This window comes from Pseudomonas sp. Pseusp11 (genome assembly GCF_047304405.1).
GTDB lineage: Bacteria > Pseudomonadota > Gammaproteobacteria > Pseudomonadales > Pseudomonadaceae > Aquipseudomonas.
In genome coordinates this window covers 45,727-69,227 of sequence record NZ_JBGLZF010000002.1, presented here as the reverse complement: position 1 = coordinate 69,227, position 23,501 = coordinate 45,727, and the positions used below count along the sequence as shown (strand labels likewise).

General features: G+C 61.3%; 18 protein-coding genes. 9 read left to right on the top strand and 9 right to left on the bottom strand.

Features of this window, described 5'->3' with window-relative positions; genetic code table 11:
* The first annotated feature begins 59 nt into the window (after window positions 1–59).
* The gene (locus ACCC96_RS01600; RefSeq protein ID WP_258673522.1) at window positions 60–947 is read left to right on the top strand and encodes a Dyp-type peroxidase; all 888 of its coding nucleotides are present in this window, start codon (window positions 60–62) and stop codon (window positions 945–947) included.
* 135 nt (window positions 948–1,082) lie between these two features.
* Here the strand turns inward: ACCC96_RS01600 and ACCC96_RS01595 are convergent, their stop codons facing one another.
* Together ACCC96_RS01595 and ACCC96_RS01590 are read right to left on the bottom strand one after the other, a co-directional pair.
* Complete coding sequence (locus tag ACCC96_RS01595) at window positions 1,083–1,820, bottom strand: TorF family putative porin (RefSeq protein WP_086946269.1); 738 nt, start codon at window positions 1,818–1,820, stop codon at window positions 1,083–1,085.
* A 104-nt stretch (window positions 1,821–1,924) separates the two neighbouring features.
* Window positions 1,925–3,667: an amidohydrolase gene (locus ACCC96_RS01590; protein WP_258613797.1), complete on the bottom strand. Its 1,743-nt coding sequence runs from the start codon at window positions 3,665–3,667 to the stop codon at window positions 1,925–1,927.
* Window positions 3,668–3,770: 103 nt separating this feature from the next.
* Here ACCC96_RS01590 and ACCC96_RS01585 point away from each other — a divergent pair, with 103 nt between their 5' ends.
* The 7 genes from ACCC96_RS01585 to ACCC96_RS01555 all read left to right on the top strand — a co-directional run bounded on the left by ACCC96_RS01585 (window position 3,771) and on the right by ACCC96_RS01555 (window position 13,400).
* A complete protein-coding gene (locus ACCC96_RS01585) occupies window positions 3,771–4,709 on the top strand; it encodes a LysR substrate-binding domain-containing protein (protein WP_413694789.1) in 939 nt (312 codons plus the stop codon).
* 157 nt (window positions 4,710–4,866) lie between these two features.
* Complete coding sequence (lexA, locus tag ACCC96_RS01580; protein WP_258673528.1) at window positions 4,867–5,484, top strand: transcriptional repressor LexA; 618 nt, start codon at window positions 4,867–4,869, stop codon at window positions 5,482–5,484.
* On the top strand, window positions 5,484–6,101 hold the full coding sequence (gene imuA / locus ACCC96_RS01575; RefSeq protein ID WP_019578465.1) for a translesion DNA synthesis-associated protein ImuA: 618 nt from the start codon (window positions 5,484–5,486) through the stop codon (window positions 6,099–6,101). The genes lexA and imuA overlap by 1 nt, the downstream gene beginning before the upstream one ends.
* A gap of 7 nt (window positions 6,102–6,108) precedes the next feature.
* Window positions 6,109–7,524 (top strand): Y-family DNA polymerase, encoded by a 1,416-nt coding sequence (locus tag ACCC96_RS01570; protein ID WP_413694788.1) that lies wholly within the window; start codon window positions 6,109–6,111, stop codon window positions 7,522–7,524.
* On the top strand, window positions 7,500–10,598 hold the full coding sequence (locus ACCC96_RS01565; RefSeq protein WP_413694787.1) for an error-prone DNA polymerase: 3,099 nt from the start codon (window positions 7,500–7,502) through the stop codon (window positions 10,596–10,598). Before ACCC96_RS01570 ends, ACCC96_RS01565 begins: the two co-directional genes overlap by 25 nt.
* Window positions 10,599–10,917: 319 nt before the next feature.
* Window positions 10,918–12,981 (top strand): PAS domain-containing sensor histidine kinase, encoded by a 2,064-nt coding sequence (locus tag ACCC96_RS01560; RefSeq protein ID WP_258673538.1) that lies wholly within the window; start codon window positions 10,918–10,920, stop codon window positions 12,979–12,981.
* 176 nt (window positions 12,982–13,157) lie between these two features.
* On the top strand, window positions 13,158–13,400 hold the full coding sequence (locus ACCC96_RS01555) for a DUF465 domain-containing protein (protein ID WP_413694786.1): 243 nt from the start codon (window positions 13,158–13,160) through the stop codon (window positions 13,398–13,400).
* Window positions 13,401–13,535: 135 nt separating this feature from the next.
* Here the strand turns inward: ACCC96_RS01555 and ACCC96_RS01550 are convergent, their stop codons facing one another.
* From ACCC96_RS01550 to ACCC96_RS01520, 7 genes are all read right to left on the bottom strand, one after another.
* The gene (locus ACCC96_RS01550; RefSeq protein WP_258673539.1) at window positions 13,536–14,624 is read right to left on the bottom strand and encodes an SMP-30/gluconolactonase/LRE family protein; all 1,089 of its coding nucleotides are present in this window, start codon (window positions 14,622–14,624) and stop codon (window positions 13,536–13,538) included.
* Window positions 14,621–15,766, bottom strand: a complete 1,146-nt coding sequence (locus tag ACCC96_RS01545) for an SRPBCC family protein (RefSeq protein ID WP_413694785.1) — start codon at window positions 15,764–15,766, stop codon at window positions 14,621–14,623. Before ACCC96_RS01545 ends, ACCC96_RS01550 begins: the two co-directional genes overlap by 4 nt.
* Window positions 15,767–15,880: 114 nt before the next feature.
* Window positions 15,881–16,744: a LysR family transcriptional regulator gene (locus ACCC96_RS01540; RefSeq protein ID WP_007941771.1), complete on the bottom strand. Its 864-nt coding sequence runs from the start codon at window positions 16,742–16,744 to the stop codon at window positions 15,881–15,883.
* A 219-nt stretch (window positions 16,745–16,963) separates the two neighbouring features.
* Window positions 16,964–18,682 carry a hydrogenase maturation protein gene (locus ACCC96_RS01535; RefSeq protein WP_413694784.1) on the bottom strand — a complete coding sequence of 573 codons (1,719 nt, stop codon included), beginning with the start codon at window positions 18,680–18,682 and terminating at the stop codon, window positions 16,964–16,966.
* A 198-nt stretch (window positions 18,683–18,880) separates the two neighbouring features.
* Window positions 18,881–20,728, bottom strand: coding sequence for an amidohydrolase (locus tag ACCC96_RS01530; RefSeq protein WP_413694942.1), 1,848 nt, complete (start codon window positions 20,726–20,728; stop codon window positions 18,881–18,883).
* 305 nt (window positions 20,729–21,033) lie between these two features.
* Entirely contained in the window at window positions 21,034–21,348 is a 315-nt protein-coding gene (locus tag ACCC96_RS01525) for an SCP2 sterol-binding domain-containing protein (protein ID WP_413694783.1), read from the bottom strand.
* Window positions 21,349–21,412: 64 nt separating this feature from the next.
* Complete coding sequence (locus ACCC96_RS01520) at window positions 21,413–22,123, bottom strand: histidine phosphatase family protein (protein ID WP_258673543.1); 711 nt, start codon at window positions 22,121–22,123, stop codon at window positions 21,413–21,415.
* A 191-nt stretch (window positions 22,124–22,314) separates the two neighbouring features.
* On the opposite strand from ACCC96_RS01520, the gene sohB reads away from it, so the two are divergent.
* The gene (gene sohB / locus ACCC96_RS01515) at window positions 22,315–23,337 is read left to right on the top strand and encodes a protease SohB (RefSeq protein WP_018927637.1); all 1,023 of its coding nucleotides are present in this window, start codon (window positions 22,315–22,317) and stop codon (window positions 23,335–23,337) included.
* Window positions 23,338–23,501 lie beyond the last annotated feature (164 nt).

Here is a 23,501-nt window from a genome sequence, read left to right as displayed (position 1 = left end):
GAAAGCACACAAGTAATGATCCCCCGGTTAAACTTCACGCTCTTTCTAAAGGAGTTCATATGAGTTACTACCAGCCGGGCATTCTCGCCACCCCAGTTCCGCCTCAAGCTCGTCATATGTTCTTCGCCCTCGAATCCGCCGAGGCACTGCCGGCAGCGCTGGATAACCTGATGCGCCTGGTGGACGGGAAGTCGGCGGTGGTCGGTTTCGGTGAGTCCCTGGTCAAGGCGCTGCACGCGCAGATCGACGGCTTGCGCGCCTTTCCTGCGCTGGTCGGTGTCGGTGTCGACAACCCGTCGACCCAACACGCGCTCTGGTGCTGGCTGCACGGTGTTGACCGTGGCGAATTGCTCAATCGCAGCCACGCGATCGAAGCCGCGCTGGCACCGGCACTGCGTCTGGTGCAGATGAACGAAACCTTCCGCCACATGACCGGCAACGACCTGACCGGTTACGAAGACGGTACCGAAAACCCTCATGATGAGGCCGCTGTAGCCGCCGCGCTGCTGGGCGAGGGGGCTGAGGGGCTGGTCGGTGGCAGCTTCGCCGCGATCCAGCAATGGCAGCATGACTTGAAAGGCTTCCACGCGATGCCGTCCCATGAGCAGGACAACATCATGGGGCGGCGCCTGAGCGACAACGAAGAACTCGACGATGCGCCAATCTCTGCCCACGTCAAACGCACCGCCCAGGAAAGCTTCGCACCTGAAGCCTTCGTGGTCCGTCGCTCGATGCCGTGGATCGAAGGCGATCGCGCCGGCCTGATGTTCCTGGCGTTCGGTTTTTCCCTCGATGCATTCGAAGCCCAGCTGCGGCGCATGAGCGGTCTGGAAGACGGCATCACCGACGGTTTGTATCGCATCAGCCGACCGATCACTGGCGGCTACTACTGGTGCCCGCCGCTCAAGGACGGTCGCCTCGACCTGCGCGCATTGCGTGTCGGCTAAATAGCGAAACCAGAAAAAGATCGCAGGCTTCGCCAGCGCCTACAGATTCAGGCGAAGCCCGCGATCTTTTGATCTTGCTCCTGGTCACCTTGACGTCGCCAAAAGATCCCGGCCTGCGTAGAGCGTGTGCGGCAGTCAGAACGATTTGCTGACACTCGCCACCAGGGTCGCGCTGCACACATCGTCGAACCCCCAGTTGCTGATGCATTGGCTTTTCGACAAATCGGTATCGATGTAACTCAACCCCAGCAGCACCCCGGCCACTTCGCGGGTCAGCTTCGCCTCCCACTCGTGGTAAGCCTCCTCGCCATGCCCCGAGGCCGAATACAGGCGCGGGTCTTTGAAGTCCATTTCGCCGTAGCGCAGTTTCAGCCCCAGCCCATAGGGCAATTCGGTTTCGTAGCCAACGTAGCGGTACAACGTGCTCTGTTTGCTGTCGATGCCCGGTGCATCGGCGGAGTAATAGGCCGCGAGTTTCACGCCATAGACGTCGAGAATCCCGTAGACCTCGCTCTGATTGAACTGGCTCTCTTTTGGATACGCGTATTTGAGATAGCCGACATCCAGGCTGACGGCGTCGGTCGCCTGCCACAGCCAACCACCGTAGTAGTCGACTTCCTGGCGGGTTTTCAGGCCACCGCCGAAATCGACGTTCGAACTCCAGGCGCCCAGGTACAGGCCGCTGCTGTGGGCCAGGGTCACACCGGCTTGCGCGGCGGGGTCGTTCTGGGTTTGCGAAATCCCGCGAGTGCGATAGTCGCTGGCCAGGGTCAGGTCGACCAGCACGGCGAAGTCGTCATTCAAGGGCAGGGCCTGGCTGCCCAGGGGCAACAGGCTGAAGGATGCGAGGGCGAACAGGGTGAACGCTTTCATGGTGCAGTGCCTTTGTTGTGATTGTTATGGGCAGATTTGAGACAACGCTGCTCCAGACCCCAGCGATGAATGCGGAGTTGGGCAGCGTGTACAGGCGATTTTTCTCAGAGTGTCGGGGCGTAGACTTCGCGACCGGCGAACCAGGTTTGCAGCACTTGGGTGTCGTGCAGGGCTTTCTCATCGACGCTGAACACGTCGCGGTCCAGAACGATGAAATCGGCTTGCTTGCCGGGGCTCAACGAGCCGATTTGCTTCTCTAGACCGATAGTGCGGGCGGCGTTGAGGGTGTAGGCGTAGAACATCGTTTCCCGGTCGATGCGTTCGTCGGCGTTCAACACACCCAACGGGCCGTTTCGGGTGATCGCCTGGGCCATGGCGTTCCATGGATTGGGTGAAGACACCGGCCAGTCGCTGGCTCCGGCGATCGTCGCGCCCTGTTTGAGCAGCGAGTGCGCCGGGTACTGATAGCGGAAGGCGAGGGCGCTGACGTAAGGCTTGATCATGTCCAGGGTGTAATCGTCGGCGGAGGCCCAGAGCAACTGCATGGAGGCGATGACGTTGAGCGGTTTGAACCGCGCAAACTCTTTCGGGTTGACCATTTGCAAGTGGGTGATCGAGTGAGTCACGCCGCTCTGGCGATCCTTGCGCGCCTGGGCGATGCCGTTCAGGGATTCGCGTACCGCGCGGTCGCCGATGGCGTGGATGTGCACCCGCCAGCCGCGTTGATCGATGGCACTGACCAGTTCGCCGAAGTGCTTCGGATCGATCAGCAACTCGCCCTGTTTTTGCGAGTTGGTGTAAGGATCGATCATCGCCGCGCTCTGGGCCGGGTATTCGATCACGCCGTCGGCAAAAATCTTGATACCGGGCAGGGTCAGGTTGGGGATGCCCTGGAATTGCTGGCGGACCTTGTCCAGCGTGTCGAGATCGGCCGGTACGCTTTTCGGATTGGCCACCAGCAGGGCCGCGACGTGGGCGGTCATGCCACCACTTTGCGACAGCGCTTTGTACACCGGCAGTACGCCGACGGTTTTCTCTGTGGGTTTAAGGGCAAACACCGGCTCGCCGGGGGCGGCGTTGGCAGCGGGGTCCATCCAGGCCGTAATGCCCAGGCTGTTGTTGTAGCGCACGGCGGTTTGCGCGGCGCGCAGCATGTCGGCGGCACTGGGCGCGGGCATTTTTAACGCAACCCGATCCCAACCGGCGTCCACCAGAAAACCGTTGGGGCTACCGTCGGCAAGCTTGCCTATGGTGTCGAGTTCGGCGGCCGGCAGGTTTTGCAGCAGGATGGCGTCGATGCCCGCGCGTTCGAGCATGACGTTGTTGGCCCAGGCGGTGTGGTGGTCGCTGCCGGTGAACACCACAGGCACCTTGGCCCATTCGCCGCTGTTGAATTTTTTGCCGAGGGCCTCGGCCTGGGCCCAATACGCCGAACTCATGCCGGCCACGCTCAGCACATCGCCGTGTTTCGCCTTGCCGTCATCACGCCATCCGCGCAGGCGTTTTTCCAGCTCATCGAGGTCGACCACCTCATCTTCCATATTGGCCGAGGCCATTTCCAGACCGCCGAAAATCGCGTGGGAATGGCTGTCGATCAGGCCGGGCATCAACGTCTTGCCGCCGAGGTCGATCACTTTCGTTTGCGATTCAATCAAGGCTTTTATCTGTGCATCGCTGCCAACTTGCAGCACTTTGCCGTCCTGCACCGCCAGGGCCTGCACCTTGGGCTGGTTGCGGTCGGCGGTGAATATCTTGCCGTTGAGCAGCACCAGATCGGTCGCTGCCATGGCTTCCATCGAGGCAAAAGCCACAGCGGCCATCAATAGATTCGGGAGGAATCTTTTCATTGAATGTTTCCTTGTTATTGCGTCTGATGGCCAGATTAGTGGCTGCTTATGCTCAACAGAACGCCTCACTCACGAAAAACGTTTTTGCCGGAATGGAAAAAGAATGGACAAGTTGGGTGCGTTGAAAATGTTCGTGGTCACGGCGCAACTGGGCAGTTTCAGCCGCGCCGCCGAGCAACTGGGCAAGACCCCGTCGGCCCTGACCAAAGCGGTCAATCACCTGGAGGCCGAGCTCGGTGCCCGGCTATTCGAGCGCAGCACCCGGCGGATTCTGCTGACGGAAGTGGGGCGGCTCTACCTGGAAACCGCGCGTCAGGTGTTGCAGCGGCTGGACGAGGCCGGTGAGGAAATCGAGCAGTTGCAGCATGGCCTGCGCGGCAATCTGAAAATCACCGCGCCACTGGCCTATGGGCATGCCTTTCTCGATCAGGTGTGTGGCGGTTTTCTGGAGCAGTATCCGCAGATCAATCTGCAAGTGGACCTGTGCGATGAGTTCGTCAATCTGCTGGAAAGCGGCTACGACCTGGCCCTGCGCGAAGGCCATGACGACCTGCCGGGGCTGATCGCCCGCGTCGTTGGCAGCAATCGTCTGGCGTTGTGTGGCAGCCCGGACTATCTGGCGCGCAAGGCGTTGCCGGTCACCCCGCAAACCCTCGATGAGCACGAATGGTTGCTGTATCGCCATCCCTTGCTCAGCCGCGAATTCTGGTGGGCCGAGCGCGATGGGCAGCGCTTGAGCCTGCCGCAACCCCAGGCTCCACGGCTGCGTAGCGACAATTACGACTTGCTGCTGGCCAATGCGCTGGCCGGACGCGGGTTGTTGCACACGCCGCTATGGAGCGCTGCGCCGTATCTGGCCGACGGTCGACTGGTGCGGGTGATGGCGGACTACGACATCGATCCCGACAGCTTTGGCCCGCACATTCTGGCGGTGTACCCGAGCCATCGGCGAGCGACCGCCAAAGTCGTGGCTTTTATCGATTACATCGCAGGGTTTCTGGCTTCTCGCGGGTTGAATGATGGCTGCGGCAAGCGTCACTGACCGAGTTCTCCCTGTAGGAGCTGACGAGTGAAACGAGGCTGCGATCTTTTGATGTTGTTTTTAAAGAGCAAGATCAAGGGATCGCAGCCTCGTTTCACTCGACAGCTCCTACGCAGCTCCTACAAGTCCTTGCCAGGAAAAAGCCGAAAGAGTACAAATGTACTCCATGACGACTTTAACTCCCCGCCGTACCGCCATCCTGACCTTCATCCGCGATCGCATCGCCGAACACGGTCAGCCCCCGAGCCTCGCTGAAATCAGCGAGGCCTTCGGTTTCGCCTCCCGTAGCGTGGCGCGCAAGCACGTGCTGGCGCTGACCGAGGCGGGTTTCATCGAGGTCAATCCGCATCAGGCGCGCGGCATCCGCTTGTTGAACCAGCCGCCGCGGCCCGAGCTGCTGGACGTTCCGGTACTGGGCCGCGTGGCGGCCGGTGCGCCGATCGGTGCCGATGCCGAGGTCCACAGCCGCTTGCTGCTCGATCCGTCGATCTTCTCGCGGGTGCCGGATTACATGCTGCGGGTCCAGGGTGATTCGATGATCGAGGACGGCATTCTCGACGGCGATCTGGTGGGCGTGCGGCGCAATCCTGAAGCGCTCAACGGCCAGATCGTGGTGGCGCGGCTCGACGGCGAAGTCACCATCAAGCGTTTCGAGCGAGTCGGCGATGCCGTTCGCCTGTTGCCGCGCAATCCGGCTTACCAGCCGATCATTGTTCGATCCGATCAGGAGCTGGCCATCGAAGGCGTGTTCTGTGGTCTGGTGAGGCAAGGGTGATGGGCGCCGTCGTTGCGCTGGATACGCTGTTCAATGGCGGCCAGGTCTGGAAGGGCCGACCTGCGCCACCGGCCGTCAGCCCGCAACCCACGGGGCATGCGGCGCTGGATGCGGCGCTGCCGAGCGGTGGCTGGCCGGAAGCGGCGCTGAGCGAAATCCTCCTGGCCGGGCAGGGCGTGGGTGAGTTGCAACTGGTGTGGCCGACGCTGGCACGGTTATCGGCGGCGGGCGAACGCATCGTGCTGGTGGCGCCGCCTTACGTGCCGTATCCCCAGGCCTGGCAGAACGCCGGGGTCGATCTGCGCCAGTTGTCGATCATCCAGGCCAGCGAGCGCGATGCGCTGTGGGCGGCGGAACAATGCCTGCGTTCGGGCAGTTGCGGGGCGGTGTTGTGCTGGCCGCACAAGGCCGATGACCGGGCGTTGCGACGTTTGCAGGTGGCGGCCGAAACCGGGCAGACCCTGGCGTTCGCCTATCGCTCGCTCAGTGAAGCCATCAACCCGTCGCCAGCGGCCCTGCGCATCGCCATCGACGCCAAGCCTGCTCAGTTGCGGGTGCTCAAGTGCCGGGGCGGGCTGGCCCGTTCGGCGCCGATTGCCTTTGCCGTGGGGCATTGAGGTTGCCATGCGCTGGGTGTGCATTGTCTTCCCGCAATTGGCGCTGGACGCGGTATTGCGTCAGCGCCCCGACCCCGATGAGCCGTTGGCGCTGCTGACCGGCCCGGCCCAGCGGCGGGTGCTGCAAGCGGTCAACGGTGCGGCACGGGCGCTGGGTTTGCGACCCGGTCAGTCGATGACCGCCGCCCAGGCGCTGAGCAAAGGGTTCGTCACCGCCGAATACGATGCCGCCGAAATCGAACATTGGCAGCAGTTCCTGGCCGCCTGGGCCTATCGGTTCAGCTCCCAGGTCAGCGTGCATTATCCGCGCGCCGTGGTGTTTGAAATCGAATCCAGCCTGGGCTTGTTCGGGTCCTGGCCGCAGTTCGAGGCGCGACTGCGCGCCGAGCTCGCTGAACTGGGGTTTCGCCATCGGATTGTCGCCGCGCCCAACCCGGTGGCGGCGCGGGTGCTGGCCAACGTTTATGACGGTCTGGTGGTGCCGGACAATCAAGCCTTGCAGCATCACCTCGGGCAACTGCCCGTCGATCGCATTGCCCTGGAGCCCAGCGTTGCTACGGCGTTATCGCGCATGGGGCTGCGCACCTTGAGTCAGGTGCAGGCGCTGCCCCGGCATAGCCTGGCCCGGCGTTTCGAGGCCCAGGTGCTCAAGCATCTGGACAGCCTGTTCGGTGAGCGGCGGCTGGCACTGGCGTTTTACCTGCCGCCGGACCGTTTCGATGTGCGCATCGAGCTCAACTTCGATGTGCAATCCCATCAGGCATTGTTGTTTCCTTTAAGACGATTGACCGGCGATCTGTCGGCGTTTCTCTGCGGCCGGGACAGCGGCGTGCAACGTTTCGACTTGCACCTGGAACACGCCGGCTTGCCGGACACCGTGATCAAGGTCGGCCTGCTCAGCGCCGAGCGCGATCCGGCGATGCTGTTCGAACTGGCCCGGGGGCGGCTGGAACAGGTTCAGGTCGAAGCCCCGGTGCGCGGTTTTCGTCTGCGCGCCGAAGATCTGCCGGCCTTCGTGCCCCAGCGTCAGGAGTTGTTCGACGACCGTCCGCAGCAGTCCTTGCCCTGGGAGCAACTGCGTGAACGCTTGCGCGCACGGCTGGGGGATGACGCGGTGCAGGGCTTGCGCTTCCAGGCCGATCACCGGCCGGAATGCGCGTGGCAGACGACTGTCGACAGCCAGGCCTGCGGGGGGCTGCCTGCCGTGCAACGCCCGGGCTGGTTGCTGACTGAACCGCAGGCGGTACACGAAAGCTCGACGCGCATCCTCATGGGGCCGGAGCGCATCGAGTCCGGCTGGTGGGACGGCGCCGACGTGCGCCGCGATTACTACCTGATCGAAACCCGTTCCGGTCAGCAGGGCTGGGCCTATCGGGCGGTGGGCGAAGACGGTCCGTTGTGGCTGCAAGGCTGGTTCGCATGAGCGTCGACTATGCCGAGCTGCACTGCCTGTCCAACTTCAGTTTCCAGCGCGGTGCCTCCAGTGCGCTTGAGCTTTTTCAACGGGCGAAAAAGCAGGGCTATCAGGCGCTGGCAATCACCGACGAATGCACGCTGGCGGGTATCGTCCGTGCCTGGCAGGCGGCCAAGACCGTGGAGTTGCCGCTGATCATCGGCAGCGAAATACGTATCGAAAATGGCCCGAAACTGGTGCTGCTGGTGGAAAACCTCGAAGGTTATCAAGCCCTGTGCCGACTGATTACCCGCGCCAGACGCCGCACGCAGAAAGGCCAGTATCAGGTGCTGCGGGAGGATTTCAGCGAGCCGTTGCCGGGGCTGTTGGCGTTGTGGGCGCCGGACGCCGTCGATGATTTTGCGCAGGGCCATTGGCTGAAGCAGACCTTCGCCGAGCGCCTGTGGTTGAGCGTTCAGTTACATCGCGGGCAGGACGACACCCGGCGACTGGCGGCGCTGCTAACCCTGGCGCGGGAGCTGCGAATCCCGGCGGTGGCCAGCGGCGATGTACACATGCACACCCGGGGCCGGCGCGCCTTGCAGGACACCATGACCGCGATCCGCCATCACCTGCCGGTGGCCGAGGCCGGGTTGCGTCTGCACCCCAACGGCGAACGGCATTTGCGCGGCCTCGACGACTTGCGCGATCTCTACCCGCAGGCGCTGCTCGACGAGACCCTGAACATCGCCCGACGCTGTACTTTCGACCTCGGTCAGTTGCGTTATCAATATCCCCGGGAACTGGTGCCCGAGGGGCACACGGCCACGTCCTGGCTGCGGGTGCTGGCAGAAAAGGGGATTCGCTGGCGCTGGGAAAAAAGCCCAAAGGCCGAGGTGTTGGCGCAGATCGACAAGGAACTGGAGCTGATTGCCGAGCTGGGGTACGAGAGTTATTTCCTGACGGTTCACGACATTGTGAATTTCGCCCGCCAGCAACACATCCTTTGTCAGGGGCGCGGTTCTGCCGCCAACTCGGCGGTGTGCTTCGTGCTGGGGATCACCGAGATCGACCCGGATCGCAGCACGCTGCTGTTCGAGCGCTTTCTCTCCAGGGAGCGCAATGAACCGCCGGATATCGACGTGGATTTCGAGCATGAGCGGCGCGAAGAAGTCCTGCAGTATGTGTTTCAGCGTTATGGCCGGGCTCGTGCGGCGCTGACGGCGGTGGTCAGCACTTACCACGGTGCCGGCGCAATCCGCGACGTGGCCAAGGCGTTGGGTTTGCCGCCGGATCAGGTCAACGCCCTGGCCGACTGTTGCGGCCACTGGAGTAATCAGGCGCCGCCCGTCGAGCGTCTGCGTGAGGGTGGTTTCGACCCCGATAGCCCGGTGCTGCGCCGAGTGCTGAGCCTGACCCAACAGCTGATCGGTTTTCCCCGGCACCTGTCCCAACACCCCGGCGGTTTTGTGATTTCCGAGCAGCCTCTGGACAGCCTGGTGCCGGTGGAAAACGCCGCCATGGCCGAGCGCACCATCATCCAGTGGGACAAGGACGATCTGGATGCGGTCGGGCTGCTCAAGGTCGATATTCTGGCGCTGGGCATGCTCAGCGCGATTCGCCGTTGTTTCGATCTGCTGCGTCGGCACCGAGGCCGTGACCTGAGCCTGGCGACGGTGCCGGCCGAAGACCCGCAAACCTACGAGATGATTGGCCATGCGGACACCATCGGGGTGTTCCAGATCGAGTCCCGGGCACAGATGTCGATGTTGCCCAGGCTCAAACCCAAGAACTTCTACGATCTGGTGATCGAGGTGGCGATCGTTCGTCCGGGGCCGATTCAGGGCGGGATGGTGCATCCCTACCTGCGGCGGCGTAAGGGCGAAGAAGAGGTGAAATACCCGTCGAAAGAACTTGAAGCGGTGCTGAAACGTACGCTGGGCGTGCCGCTGTTTCAGGAGCAGGTGATGCAGATCGCGATTGTCGCCGCCGACTACAGCCCCGGCGAGGCTGATCAGTTACGCCGCTCCATGGCGGCCTGGAAACGCCACGGCGGACTGGAACCGCACAAGGAACGCCTGGCGGACGGAATGAAGAAAAACGGCTACACGGCGGAGTTCGCCGCGCAGATCTTCGAGCAGATCAAAGGCTTCGGCGATTACGGTTTTCCCGAATCCCACGCCGCCAGTTTTGCCTTGCTGACCTACGCCAGTTGCTGGTTGAAATGCCACGAGCCGGCGGCTTTCGCCTGTGCGCTGATCAACAGCTGGCCCATGGGTTTCTACAGCCCGGACCAGATTCTCCAGGACGCCCGTCGCCATCATTTGCAGATTCGCCCGGTGGACGTGCGGGCCAGCGACTGGGATTGCAGCCTGGAACCGATCACCGGCGCGCAGCCGGCGATTCGCATGGGGCTGCGGATGATCAAGGGCTTTCGCGAAGACGATGCCCGGCGCATCGAGATGGCAAGATCGAAAGGGGCGTTTGCCGACATCGCCGACCTTGGCGAACGGGCACGACTCGATGCCCGCGCCCAGGAACAACTAGCCGATGCCGGTGCATTGCGCGGGCTGGCCGGTGATCGGCATCGGGCGCGCTGGGAGGTGGCGGGGGTGCAGAAGCAGCTCGGTTTGTTTGCCGGTCTGCCGAGTCAGGAAGAGCCGGCAGTGGAGCTGCCCAAACCCACCGTGGGCGAGGACCTGCAAGCCGATTACGCCAGTGTCGGCACCACCCTCGGCCCGCATCCGCTGGCGTTGCTGCGGGGGGAACTCAAGGCCCGGCGCTGTCGCAGCTCCAGGGAATTGCTGATGGTCGAGCATGGGCGTCCGGTCAGCGTCGCCGGGCTGGTCACCGGTCGGCAGCGTCCGGGAACCGCCAGCGGTGTGACCTTCGTGACGCTTGAAGACGAATTCGGCAACGTCAACGTGGTGGTCTGGCGCGACCTGGCCGAACGGCAACGGCAGGTATTGGTTGGCTCGCAATTGCTCAAGGTCGACGGGCGCTGGGAACAGGTGGGCGAGGTGCGGCACCTGATTGCCGGACGCTTGAGCGACCTGAGTTCATTGCTCGACGGTATCCATGTGCGCAGTCGGGATTTCCGCTGAGCCTCAACATTGACTGAATACATGCGTAGGAGCTGCCGAAGGCTGCGATCTTTTGATCTTGATCTTTAAAAAGCAAAATCAAAAGATCGCAGCCTGCGGCAGCTCCTACAGAAGCAATCACGTTCTCCGAAATACGGTTGCGATAGAGTCCGGTCGAGAATCAGCTATACCTATGAAACCATTGGCGTCGGCGATGCTCGAAAACAAACGGGCACGCACAGTCTCCTCGCACTGCCCGAAGACATGTCATTCACAAGACATAGGCCAGTCGATGCAGTTTCTAGACAATAGCCACGGATGTACCGGCTGGAGCGGCGAAATGGCCGAACGTATCCGTGCGTTCGACTGGAGCCTGACCGAACTCGGTCGCATCGACACCTGGCCCGGGAGTCTGTGCAGCGCGGTGCAGTTACTGCTTGCTTCACCGCTGCCGATGGTGATGCTGTGGGGCCGCCCCGGTTACATGATCTATAACGACGCCTACTCAAGATTTGCCGGTGGCCGCCATCCTTACCTGCTGGGCTCCCCGGTGGAGTTGGGCTGGCCGGAGGTCGCCGAATTCAATCGGCAAGTGGTGGACACCTGCCTTGCGGGCGGCACCTTGTCCTATCACAACAAAGCCCTGGTATTGCTGCGCGACGGCGTTCCCGAAGACGTCTGGATGGACCTTTACTACAGCCCGGTCGCCGATGATGACGGGTGTCCCGCCGGGGTCATGGCAATGGTGGTCGAAACCACTGACCATGTGATTTCCGAACGCCGACGCCAGGAAGCCGAAAACGCCTACCGTGCCGACAATGAAAGGGTTCGCCTGGCCCTCAATGCCGGGGCTTTGCTCGGCTCGTTTGTCTGGGACATCAAGGCTGATGTGCTATCGGGCGACGAGCGATTCGCCCGCACGTTTTCCTATCCGCCAGGCCAGGACCTGGCCAACCTGCCACCGGCCATCGCCCAAATGCAGATCCATCCCGATGATCGCAGCTGGGCCCGGGAGCGGATGAATCAGTCGGTGGAAACCGGCGTGCCCTATAACGCCGAATATCGGGTTCTGCGTCCCGATGGCAGTTACCTGTGGGTGCTCGCCAGCGGGTGTTGCGAGTTCAATGAGCAAGGTGAAGCGTTGCGCTTTCCCGGGGTGTTGATCGACATCCACGAACGCAAGATTGCCGAAGAGTCCTTGCTCAAGTTCACCCGCAACCTGGAGCAACGAGTCGCTGAAGAAGTCGAGGCGCGGCTGGCGGCCGAAGAGCAGCTGCGTCAATCACAGAAGCTCGAAGCCATTGGTGGTCTCACCGGCGGGGTGGCCCATGACTTCAACAACCTGTTACAGGTGATCGCCGGCAACCTGCACTTGCTGGCGCGTCACGAGCCGGACAACGCCAACGTGCAGCGCCGGGTCGGCGCCTCGATTGCCGCAGTCGAGCGCGGGGCCAAATTGTCTTCGCAATTACTCGCTTTTGCCCGACGTCAGCCGTTGTCACCGGCCGTATGCGACCCACGGCAGATCTTCGAAGACCTCGGGGAATTATTGCAACGTGCGCTGGGAGAGACGATCCAGATCAAGGTGTCCGCACCTGACGATCCATGGCGCCTCTACGTGGACTGCAATCAACTGGAAAACGCCATTCTCAACCTTGCGATCAACGCCCGAGATGCCATGAACGGCGAGGGGACCATTGCCCTGAGCGCAGAGAACATCGTCCTCGACCGCAAGTTTTGCGCCGGCAAGGGCATCGTCGCTGGCGATTATGTCTGCCTGACGGTGGCGGACTCAGGCGTCGGCATGCCGCCGCAAGTGCTTGCACAGGCCTTCGAGCCGTTTTTCACCACCAAGGCTGATGGTCAAGGCACCGGCCTGGGGTTGAGTATGGTGTTCGGGTTCGTCAAACAGAGCGGCGGGCATATCGAGATTTCCAGTGTCGTCGGGCGGGGCACTCGGGTGCAGCTGTATTTCCCTCGCAGCTTGCGCCCGTTGCCTGACGAAACAATGCGCCATGCTCCGCAGCACCGGGGCGGGCATGAAACCATTCTGGTGGTCGAGGACAACGAAGCGGTGCGCAGTTCGGCCGTGGACTTGTTGTGCGAAGAGGGCTATCAGGTTCTGACTGCGGCCAACGGTGACCTGGCGATGCAGATGTTGCTCGACGGCGCGACAGTGGACCTGATCTTCACCGACGTGGTCATGCCCGGCTTGATCAAAAGCCCGGACCTGGCCGCCTGGGCCAAGGTGCAAAACCCTCCAGTGGCGGTGCTGTTTACCTCCGGACACACCCGCGACATCATTTCGCGCGATCACCAACTCAGCTCCGACACTTATCTGCTGAGTAAACCTTATGGTCCCGAGGCGCTGACACGAATGGTTCGTACGGTACTCGGTGGTTGATTCAAGGGGGGCTTTCCAGGTGCTCGGGCAAGGGGGATATCGCGTTGGCGACAGGACGACGAACGGACACCGCTGGTCTGATAGACGGTCGACAGAACCGGGTAAGCGAGGCCATTCTGATAGTTGGCGAACGCCATCGATCACGTTTGCCACCGATTAACAAACGGAGGTGTTCCATGCCGGTGACCCATGACCTTTATCAGGACTTGCGCTGCACGAAGGAAGAGATCCAGCAAAAACGCACCAAGGATCTGTTACTGGATTCACTGCTCAACAAGTACACCCAGGCGGACGCAGAGGTGTTGAAGGCCGAGTCCGCACAATCGGATGCTCCCAGCGATGAGGCACTGAAGAAGCTCAAGGAGAAGCGCGTGCAGGTCAAGGACAAGATCGCTGAGCGACTTAAGACGCTGTCCTGAGACGCTATGCAGAATCACCGACCACCGGTGACTGAACAATTGGAACGGGGATCAATACGAGATCTGCGTTGATTCAAAATCAAAAGATCGTCCGAACGCGACCCGAGCCTTCGGACGATCTTTTGGCTACACCCTCTATTTCAATGTTGCACTCAACGGCAACCGCGCCATATGCCGCGCTTTCAGCGACCCCAGATACAACCAGTCCCCATATTCGCGCACGGTGGTGATGGGTGAGTAGTTGCCGCTGCTGGCGTCCTGCAGATTGGCAATCACTTTGCCGTCGAGGTCCAGGCCCAGGACGAAGGCGCGTTTCTCCAGGGGTTTGGGCAGGATAGTCATCGCCCGCACGATCATTTTGCGTACCAGAGGGTAGGGCGCCGTGGTGTCGAGCAGTGCAGTGCGCGGTGCATACAGTGCCACCCAGAAACGGTCGCGGCCATTGAATGCCAGGTTGTCCGGCAGCCCGGGCAAATTGTCGATGAACAGATCGTGGGTGCCGGCTTTCGGCCCGGTCAGCCAATAGCGGCTGATGCGATAGGCGCCGGTTTCATTGACCAGCACAAACGCGTCGTCCGGCCCCAGTGTCACGCCGTTGGCGAACTCCAGTTTGTCCAGCAGGACCGCCGTAATGCCGGTCTGGAAGTTATAACGCAGCAAACGGCCGTCGCCACCGTGCTCAATGATCGCCTCGCCGTCCTTGCCGTAGCCCCAACGGCTGGAGGAGTCGCTGAAATAAGCGTAATGCCCGGGCTTGTCGATGGCCACGTCATTGGTAAAACCGAAGGGCAGGTTGTTGGCCGTGGTGGTCAATGGAATCAACCGGCCCTGAGTGTCGAGCGACAGCAAACCTTTGACCCCGTCGGCGATCACCAACAAACCATTGGGGTGCCGCGCCAGGCCCAGCGGCCTGCCGCCGGTATCGGCCAGCACCTGGGTGGTTTTGCCGTCGAGGCTGGTGCGAATCAACCGGCCGTCATGCAGGCCGGTGATAAGGACGTCTTTCTCCAGCAGCAACGCCTCAGGGCCGTCGATGTCAGCAGCACCGACACGTTTCACGCCTTTGAGTCGCTGATTGTCGGCGTAGATGCCATCGACGAGGGAGGGCGCCGTTAGCGGTGTCCAGGCTACCGGTTGAACCTTGGTCGGCAATAGAAACAGCAAGGCGCTGATCACGATGATCAGCAGCAGCAATAAATGCCGAAACTTGAGGGGTCTTTTCATGCGCTGACTCCTGCCAGGGCCAGATGTTTATGCGCCATCTCGCGTAACGCCAGCATCGACTCCGCCGATTCGCGCTCGATGCGCCGCTTGAGCAACAGGCGATTGGCAATGCGCATCCCCAGGCCGCTGAAGTGATACTCCAGGGTGCGGACAAACCGCGTGCCATCGCCCTCAACCTCACACTGGTAAGTCACCACCAATGACAGACCATGATCGCCCCGGGCCCGAGCCCTCCAGCGGCGTCCGGGCAGGTATTCGTCGACTTCCCAGCTCAAATGCCCCTCACGCCCGCCGGCGCGAATGTCTTCCTCGAACCGTGCTCCGGCATACAACGGCCCGTTCTGCCCGTCGACCTTGAGGGAGGACGGATGCCACTGCGGCCAATGGGTCGCGGTGCTGGCGTAGGCGAGCACAGCCACTGGGTTTCCAGCGATGTCGATCACATGCTGCATACGGGTCATGGACGTTCTCGTCGTGTGCGGGGGCGTTTGTTCCGGTTCCCAGTAGAGGGTGCCGAACAGGTAGTCCATCAGGGGCAACACGATATTGAAATTGCGCTCCTGCATCAGCTCACGACGGTGATGCAGCTCATGCAGACGGCGCATCTGGCGGATCCACGGCAAACGCGTCACCGGGTTGCCGGGCGGTAGATGTTCGCAGGCATGGAACACCTCGTAGGTCAGGTAACCGAGCACCATGCAGCCGCCAAACAGCCCCGCGACGTTGCTATTGAACTGAGCCAGCAGCCACCAGACAGGCGCCGTGATGACGAGGGTGTGCAACACGATCAGCCAGGCTGGAAACAGAATCACCCGCCAGTCCCGGGCACTGTCGTAGGTCATGTGGCCGGGGGTGAAAAAGCTGTGATGGTCACCGGCGTGACGGGCGTAGAACATCCGCGCCAGGCTCTTTTTGTGGTGCCCCAGATGCCGATGCACGACGTACACGCCGAAGTTGAAAAACAACAGGATCAGCGGCACCGCCAGCCATTCCAGCGGTTGCACCTGATGCACCATGCTCCAGAACCCACCGATGGCCAGCAACCCGAACAGCAACACAAAAGCGCCGTGCAACCAAGGGTTGTAGAGCTGATGAATATCGGCACGGTAGCGCGCGCGGAACGCTTCGGTGGTCTGCCTCACTGAGTTCACCTGTGGTTATTGTTATAACCAGCAGATTAGCCGATCCCGCCGCACAGGCAGGCCGAACCTTGAGGACACAAGCGCCATGCTCCGGTGCAAGACGCCCGTATGGTGTCAGGTCAGCGGGTTCCAGCGCTGGGACCAGTCGTCGTCCGTCTTGATCACTTCACGCAGCAAGTCGAACGCCCGTTGCAGGGTCGCCGAGTCGCGGTCCCTGGAGTAAACCAGATAGGTCGGGTAGCTGAACTCCGGAGCTTTGGGCACTTGTTCCAGCAAGCCGTTTTCCAGGTAACTCTGGACCACCCGGGTGCGGAAATAGCCGCTGCCGCCGTTTTCCAGGATGTATTGCAAGGCCAGCGGGCCGAGGTTGAAACTCAGGGCTGCCTTGGCTTTTTCCGGCAGCGCCGCATCGTGCTGACGACGGAAATCCGGGCCCCAGTCGATATACACGTAAGGATCGGGTTTTCCGGCCAAGCGTACCAGGATCAGTTTTTCTTCCAGCACCTGCTCGACTTGCAGGCGTGGCCAGTATTCGGGCTGATAGACCAGCGCCGCATCCAACACCCCCAATTCCAGTTGGCGCAGCAGGTTTTCGCCGTCGCGGATTTCCATGCGCAGGGCGTGGCTGGGAATCTTCTCGCGCAGTTCCCCGGCCCAACTGAGCATCAACGGGTTGCACAGGCTGACCTCGCCACCGATGTGCAGTACGTCGCGGTAGCCCTCGGGCAGCGGCAAGTCGCGACGAGCGGCTTCCCAGGTCTGCACCAGTTGATTGGCGTAAACCACAAAAGCCTCGCCGTTCGGCGTCAGGCGCGCGCCAGCGCGATTGCGCACGAACAGCGTGCTGCCCAGCTGACTTTCGAGCTTCTGCACCCGGGCAGTGATCGCGGTCTGGGTGACGTGCAGCTTTTCAGCCGCCGCGGCCAGGCTGCCGTGGCGGACAATTTCCAGAAAGGTGCGGGCGAGGTCGATGTCCATGGGCAGGCCGATGTGGGAGGTGCGGGCATTGTAAGAGCAGCCATGGTCTTCCGATACCGTCTGTGGCGAGGGAGCTTGCTCCCGCTGGGGCGCGAAGCGGCCCCAAGCCTGTTTCAGATGCATCTCATCGGATGGTTTACGGCTGCTGCGCAGCCGGACGGGAGCAAGCTCCCTCGCGACAGAGTTCACTGTCCGGCCTGATCACCTCGTGCCAAACAATTACTCCGCCAACTCAACCGCCCTCACCACCGCCCAATCGGCTACCAACCGCTGCGGCGTGCCACACGCCTTGCGCTTAAGCACAAAATTTTTGCTCTTCTCGGCGAACTGTTTACGGTTTTGCACCATGTCCTGATGCATTTCTTCCAGCTCGGCATTGTGGCAGTGCTGCATCAGTTGAGGATCGAGCTGACTTTTGCGCTCACGTATCGCCTGGTACGCCGGATCACTCAACGCACCATTGGCACGCTGCAATAACCAAAGACCAAACTCATCCGGGCAGCGCGGACCGATTTCCTGGACCATGCCTAACTGCAAGGCCTGGAGGGCGCTGATCGGCAGGCAGTCTTCAGTGAGTTTTTCCGCCATCGCCGGGCCGACGGCGCGGGGCAGGCTGTAGGTCCAGTATTCGGAGCCGTACAGGCCCATGGTTTTGTAATGGGGGTTGAGCACGATGTCGGAGCGGGCGAAAACAATATCGGCAGCCAGCGCCAACATCAGCCCGCCGGCCCCAGCATTGCCGGTCAGGCCGCTGACCACCAGTTGCCGGGCGCTGAGCAGTTCCTGGCAGACGTCGTCGATCGCCTGAATATTGGCCCAGGCTTCCAGCCCCGGAACCGCTGCCGCCTGGATCACATTGAGGTGCACGCCGTTGGAGAAACTGCCACGCCCACCCTTGATCAGCAGCACTTGGGTGTCCCGGGACTTGGCCCAGCGCAGGGCCTCCACCAGTCGTTGGCACTGTTCGGTGCTCATGGCGCCGTTGTAAAACTCGAAGGTCAGCTCGCCGACATGCCCCGACTCGCGATAGTGGATCGGTTGATAGCTTTCGTTGTTAAATGGCTGAGAGGCGATGGACCAATCAAGGGTCGGGACTTGCGCAAGCTGTTCGGCGAGCACATGCCGGGCCGGACGCTTGAAGGTTTCTTCGCCGGGCCGGGGTTTGCGTCGCAGCGAACCGATCCACAGGCTGTGATCACCGGTCGCGACCAGCACCGCATCGTCGTGCACCGCGAGAATCTCTCCCGGCGTGCCGCTACGCGAATCCAGATGAGCGTCATACAGGTAATACTGACCGCCGGCCAGGCTGGCCAATACGCCAGGCTGACCGTCGGCGGCGTCGATGCTGCGTTTGATGAAGTGTGCGCTGTCGTGCCAGCTGAAGATCCGGTCAGCTTGCTTCATGTTCGGCTGCAAGCGGCCAATCACATGGCGTTGGCTGTAGTCCAAAGGCACTGGCTCGAAACCGTCGATAAACTTTTCCACGACTTCGCGGATGCAGGCGATTGCCGCGTCGCTGACGCGCCCGTTGTACAACTCGGACTTGCGCAGACCCTGAGGCAGGTTGAATTCACAAGTGGCCCAGACCGGCCCGGCGTCCATTTCCTCCACCGCTTGCAACGCGGTCACGCCCCAACGGTTGAGTTCACGGGTGATCGCCCAGTCCAGCGCACTGGCGCCACGGTCGCCGACGATGCCCGGATGAATGATCACCACAGGGCGCTTGAGGTTGCTCCACAGTTGCTGCGGTACCCGATCCTTGAGAAACGGGCAGATCACCAGATCGGCGCCGGAGTGTTCAATCTGTTCGCACACCGAGTCTTCATCGGTGAACAGCACCACGCTGGGTGAGTGACCGGCCTGACGCAAGTCCAGCCAGGCCCGCTGGGTCAGGCCGTTGAACGCCGATGCCAGCAGAATGATTTTCAATGACCGCATGATTGACTCTTCCTTGAGAATGATCGGCCGCAGGCTCCCGATGAGCCGTCCTTGGCCTTCGATGGAAGAGCGATAGTAGAGAGTGTGGGGGGGAGGGCAACTGATCGAGATCAAGCTTGTGTCAGCGAGTGTTGCAGAGGCTCAAAATCAAAAGTTCGTCCGAAGGCTCGGGCCGCGTTCGGACGATCTTTTCTCTTTTCAAAACGCAAAACACGAACAGCCAAACGCCCCCCAGAACCCTTGAAAGTCACTGACCGGCGCCGACGACAACCGCGCCCGTTCATGGCTGTGGGCATGCACCGCGCAAGCGCCCACACACTGGTGCACTTGCGCGGTCATTGGCGCCAGGGGTTTCCAGTGCCCCGGTACATTCACCACCGGCGACCACTCAGGCACCACCGGGATTGGCGGAGGCCCCAGTTTTTCGAACTCGACGCTACCGTGGACGATCTTGCCGTCGACAATGGTCAGCACCGACTCGATCCACTTTATGGCTTCGTCTTCGATGTGAAAGTAGTCCGCCGACAGCGCAATCAGGTCCGCCAGTTGCCCGACTTTGATCTGGCCTTTCTTGCCTTGTTCGGAGGAAAACCAGGCGCTGCCGTGGGTGTACAGTTCCAGTGCGGTATCGCGGCTCAAGCCTTGCGGGTAGAGCGCCAGCCCGCCGACGGTGCGACCGCTGACCAGCCAGTACAGCGAGGTCCAGGGGTTGTAGCTGGAGACGCGCGTGGCATCGGTGCCGGCGCCCACGGGTACGCCCTCGGCGAGCATTCGTGCGATAGGTGGCGTGGCTTCGGCCGCTTTGGCGCCGTAACGGTCGACGAAGTATTCGCCCTGGAACGCCATGCGGTCCTGAATGGCGATGCCGCCACCCAGGGCCTTGACCCGTTCGATGTTCCGGGGGGTGATGGTTTCGGCGTGATCGAAGAACCACGGCAAACCGTTGAACGGAATATCCCGGTTGACCTTCTCGAACACGTCGAGCATGCGGCCGATGGATTCGTTGTAGGTGGCGTGCAAACGGAAGGGCCAGCGCTGCTCCACCAGATGCCGCACCACCGGTTCCAGCTCCTGCTCCATGGTTTGCGGCAGGTCCGGGCGTGGTTCGAGGAAGTCTTCGAAATCCGCTGCCGAGAACACCAGCATCTCGCCGGCGCCATTGTGCCGCAGGAAGTCATCGCCCTGGCCGTAATGGGAAGTGCTGGTCCAGTTCTTGAAGTCGGTCAGTTCTTCCTTGGGTTTCTGGGTGAACAGGTTGTAGGCAATGCGCACCGTGAGCTGTTGGTCTTTGGCCAATTGCTGGATGACTTGATAGTCGTCCGGGTAATTCTGATAACCGCCGCCGGCATCGATGGCGCTGGTGACACCCAGTCGATTGAGTTCGCGCATGAACTGGCGGGTCGAGTTGACCTGATATTCCAGTGGCAGCTTCGGCCCCTTGGCCAGGGTCGAGTAGAGGATCATTGCGTTCGGGCGGGCGATCAGCATGCCGGTGGGATCGCCATTGGCATCGCGCTGGATCTCGCCGCCCGGCGGGTTCGGCGTGTCGCGGGTGTAGCCGACCACTTTCAGTGCGGCACGGTTGAGCAGGGCGCGGTCGTAGAGGTGCAGGACGAATACCGGAGTGTCCGGCGCGGCTTTGTTCAGATCTTCAAGGGTCGGCATGCGTTTTTCGGCAAACTGGAACTCGTTCCAGCCACCGACCACCCGCACCCATTGCGGCGTGGGTGTGCGGTCGGCCTGATCCTTGAGCATGCGCAAGGCATCGGCCAGGGACGGCACGCCTTCCCAGCGCAATTCGAGGTTGTAGTTCAGGCCGCCACGGATCAGGTGCAGGTGCGAGTCGTTGAGGCCGGGAATCACTGTGCGGCCATGCAGGTCAACGATTTGTGTGCCGGGGCCTTGCAGGGCCATGGCCTGGGCATCGCTGCCGACCACCACAAAGCGCCCGTCCTTGATCGCGACGGCGCTGGCCTGGGGTTTCTTGCGGTCGACGGTGTGCAGGCGTCCGTTGTACAGAATCAGGTCGGCGGGGGTGTCGGGCATGGTTTTACTCCCTGCGGTTAGCGGACTGATCCAGGCGCCGATGGCGCCTGCCGAAAGACCTTGCAGTACACGGCGGCGACTGAAGTCATTGTGCTCGTCAGGTGGGCTCATGGCAGTGCTCTCCACACAGTTCTTCATAAAAGAAGCGAGGGCAAACAGCCGATGTCTGACGCATGCGGCCAGAAGGAATATAGACGGCATATCCACAGATAGCCGTTTTCCGAGGGTGAGAAACGACGAATCCCGCCACGAGGGGCGGGATTCGCATGCAGCCAGAGAGGCTCCCGGTAGCGGGAGCCGTCGTCTTAGCCTGGGAACAGCTCGGACAGTTTCATGGCCAGCATCATGTCGCCTTCAGCGAGCAGTTTGCCGCCCATGAACGCTTGCATGCCGTCGGTCGAACCGTCGACGATGCCTTCCAGGGTTTCGCCGTCCATGACCAGAGTCACCTGGGCGTCCGGGTTTTCGCCTTCTTGCAGCTCACAGGTGCCGTCTTTGACGATCAGCGAGAAGTTCTTGGTGTCGTCGATGCGGAAACCGAATACCAGGTCCAGACCGGCAGCAGCGGCTGGGTTGAACTTGGCTTTCATTGCTTGTACGGCATCAGCTACGGAGGTCATGGTTCGATCCTTTCTTGGGTAATAAGAGCTGGGTGAATACAGCCAGGGTCACAATAGTCCGGAATCAGCGAAACGTGATGAGTTCCGGGGCCTTCAGCAGTTGCAGGTGCGTGTGACTGTTGAAGGAAGCCAGGGCCACCTCGCGGCCACGAAACTTGAGCAGGTTGAGCGAGGTGTTGACGATTTGCCAGTTCAGCTCAAAGGCCTGCCGGGCAGGCATTTGCGTAATAAGGTGGAGCAGGGCAGTGATGGTGCCGCCGGAGGTGAACACGGCGATTTTCTGGGTGTTGTCGGCATTTTCGAGCAGCCGCTGCAGGCCAGCCTGCACACGATCGACGAAGCCCAGCCAGCTTTCCAGGCCCGGTGTGTCAAAGGTGCCGGCGAGCCAGCGCTCGATGATCAGGGCGAAGATGCGTTGGAACTCGGCACGGTTTTGCGCGGCGTTGCGCAGGATCTCCAGCGCCTCGGGCTCGTCTTCCAGCATGGCCGGCAGCAGGGCGCGGATCACCGCGTCGGCGTCGAATTCGTTGAAAGCGCAATCGATTTCCAGTGTCGGTACCGGCAAGCCCACGGCGGCGAGCTGTTCCAGCGCGCTGGTGGCCGTATGTTGCTGACGGCGCAGGTCGCCCGACAGACAGCGATCGAAGCTGACACCGAGTTCGGCCAGGTGCCGGCCGAGGACTTCTGCCTGGCGAATACCGGTCGGCGACAGAACGTCATAGTCGTCTGCACCAAAGGAGGCCTGGCCATGTCGAATCAAGTAGATGCTGCCCACGTCCGCGTCATCCCGGTACGTTGAAGGTTTGGCGAGGTTATGAGGATGGCGGTGAGCTGTCAATGAAAAAACATACGCTTGTTTGAAATGCCCGTTACAGGCCTGCTGCTAGTGGTCGTCGGGCCGGCTCATGGGTATGCTGGAGGTATCCCGCGCGTGTTCATGCCGCGCATCGTGTTGAAGGAGTCTCTGTGGAGTTTTTGTCCGAGTACGCCAGTTTCCTGGCTAAAACCGTGACACTGGTGATCGCCATTCTGGTGGTCCTGGCCAGTTTTGCGGCGTTGCGCAGCAAAGGTCGGCGCAAGTCGACCGGCCAACTGCAAGTCAGCAAACTCAATGATTTCTACAAAGGGCTGCGCGAACGCCTGGAGCAAACCTTGCTCGACAAGGACCAGCTCAAGGCTTTGCGCAAATCCCAGGCTAAAACCGAGAAAAAGCAAAAGAAGAAACCCGAGGCCAAGCCGCGGGTGTTCGTGCTGGATTTCGACGGTGACATCAAGGCGTCGGCTACTGAAAGCCTGCGCCACGAAATCACCGCGCTGCTGACCCTCGCCACGCCAAAGGATGAAGTGGTGCTACGGCTGGAGAGCGGCGGTGGCATGGTTCACAGCTATGGCCTGGCGTCTTCGCAACTGGCGCGCATTCGCGAGGCCGGCGTGCCGTTGACCGTGTGCATCGACAAGGTCGCGGCCAGCGGCGGCTACATGATGGCGTGCATCGGCGAGAAAATTATCAGCGCTCCGTTCGCGATTCTCGGCTCGATCGGCGTGGTGGCGCAGTTGCCCAACGTCAATCGCCTGCTGAAAAAGCATGACATCGACTTCGAAGTGCTCACGGCCGGTGAGTACAAGCGCACCCTGACAGTGTTCGGCGAAAACACCGAGAAGGGCCGGGAGAAATTCCAGGAAGAGCTGGACATCACCCATCAGCTGTTCAAGAACTTCGTTTCGCGCTATCGCCCGCAACTGGCTATCGACGAAGTGGCCACCGGGGAAATCTGGCTCGGTGTTTCGGCACTCGACAAGCAACTGGTGGACGAGCTCAAGACCAGCGACGAATACCTCGCTGAGCGTGCTAAACAGTCCGAGCTCTATCATTTGCATTACGCCGAACGTAAAACCCTGCAGGAGCGCATCGGCATGGCGGCCAGCGGTTCGATCGATCGCGTATTGCTGAGCTGGTGGAGCCGGTTGACCCAGCAACGCTTCTGGTAACCGTACCAGGCATCACCGTCAGTAAAAAAACCGTGGATTGCCCACGGTTTTTTTTGACCTTCGGAAGGTGTCCACTCACCTGCAAGAAATAACGAATTTTCCTAATGCCATTGTCGATCGGTCGCGCTTTCGTGTGGAGTCAGGTGGGGTAGGGTGACAGACCT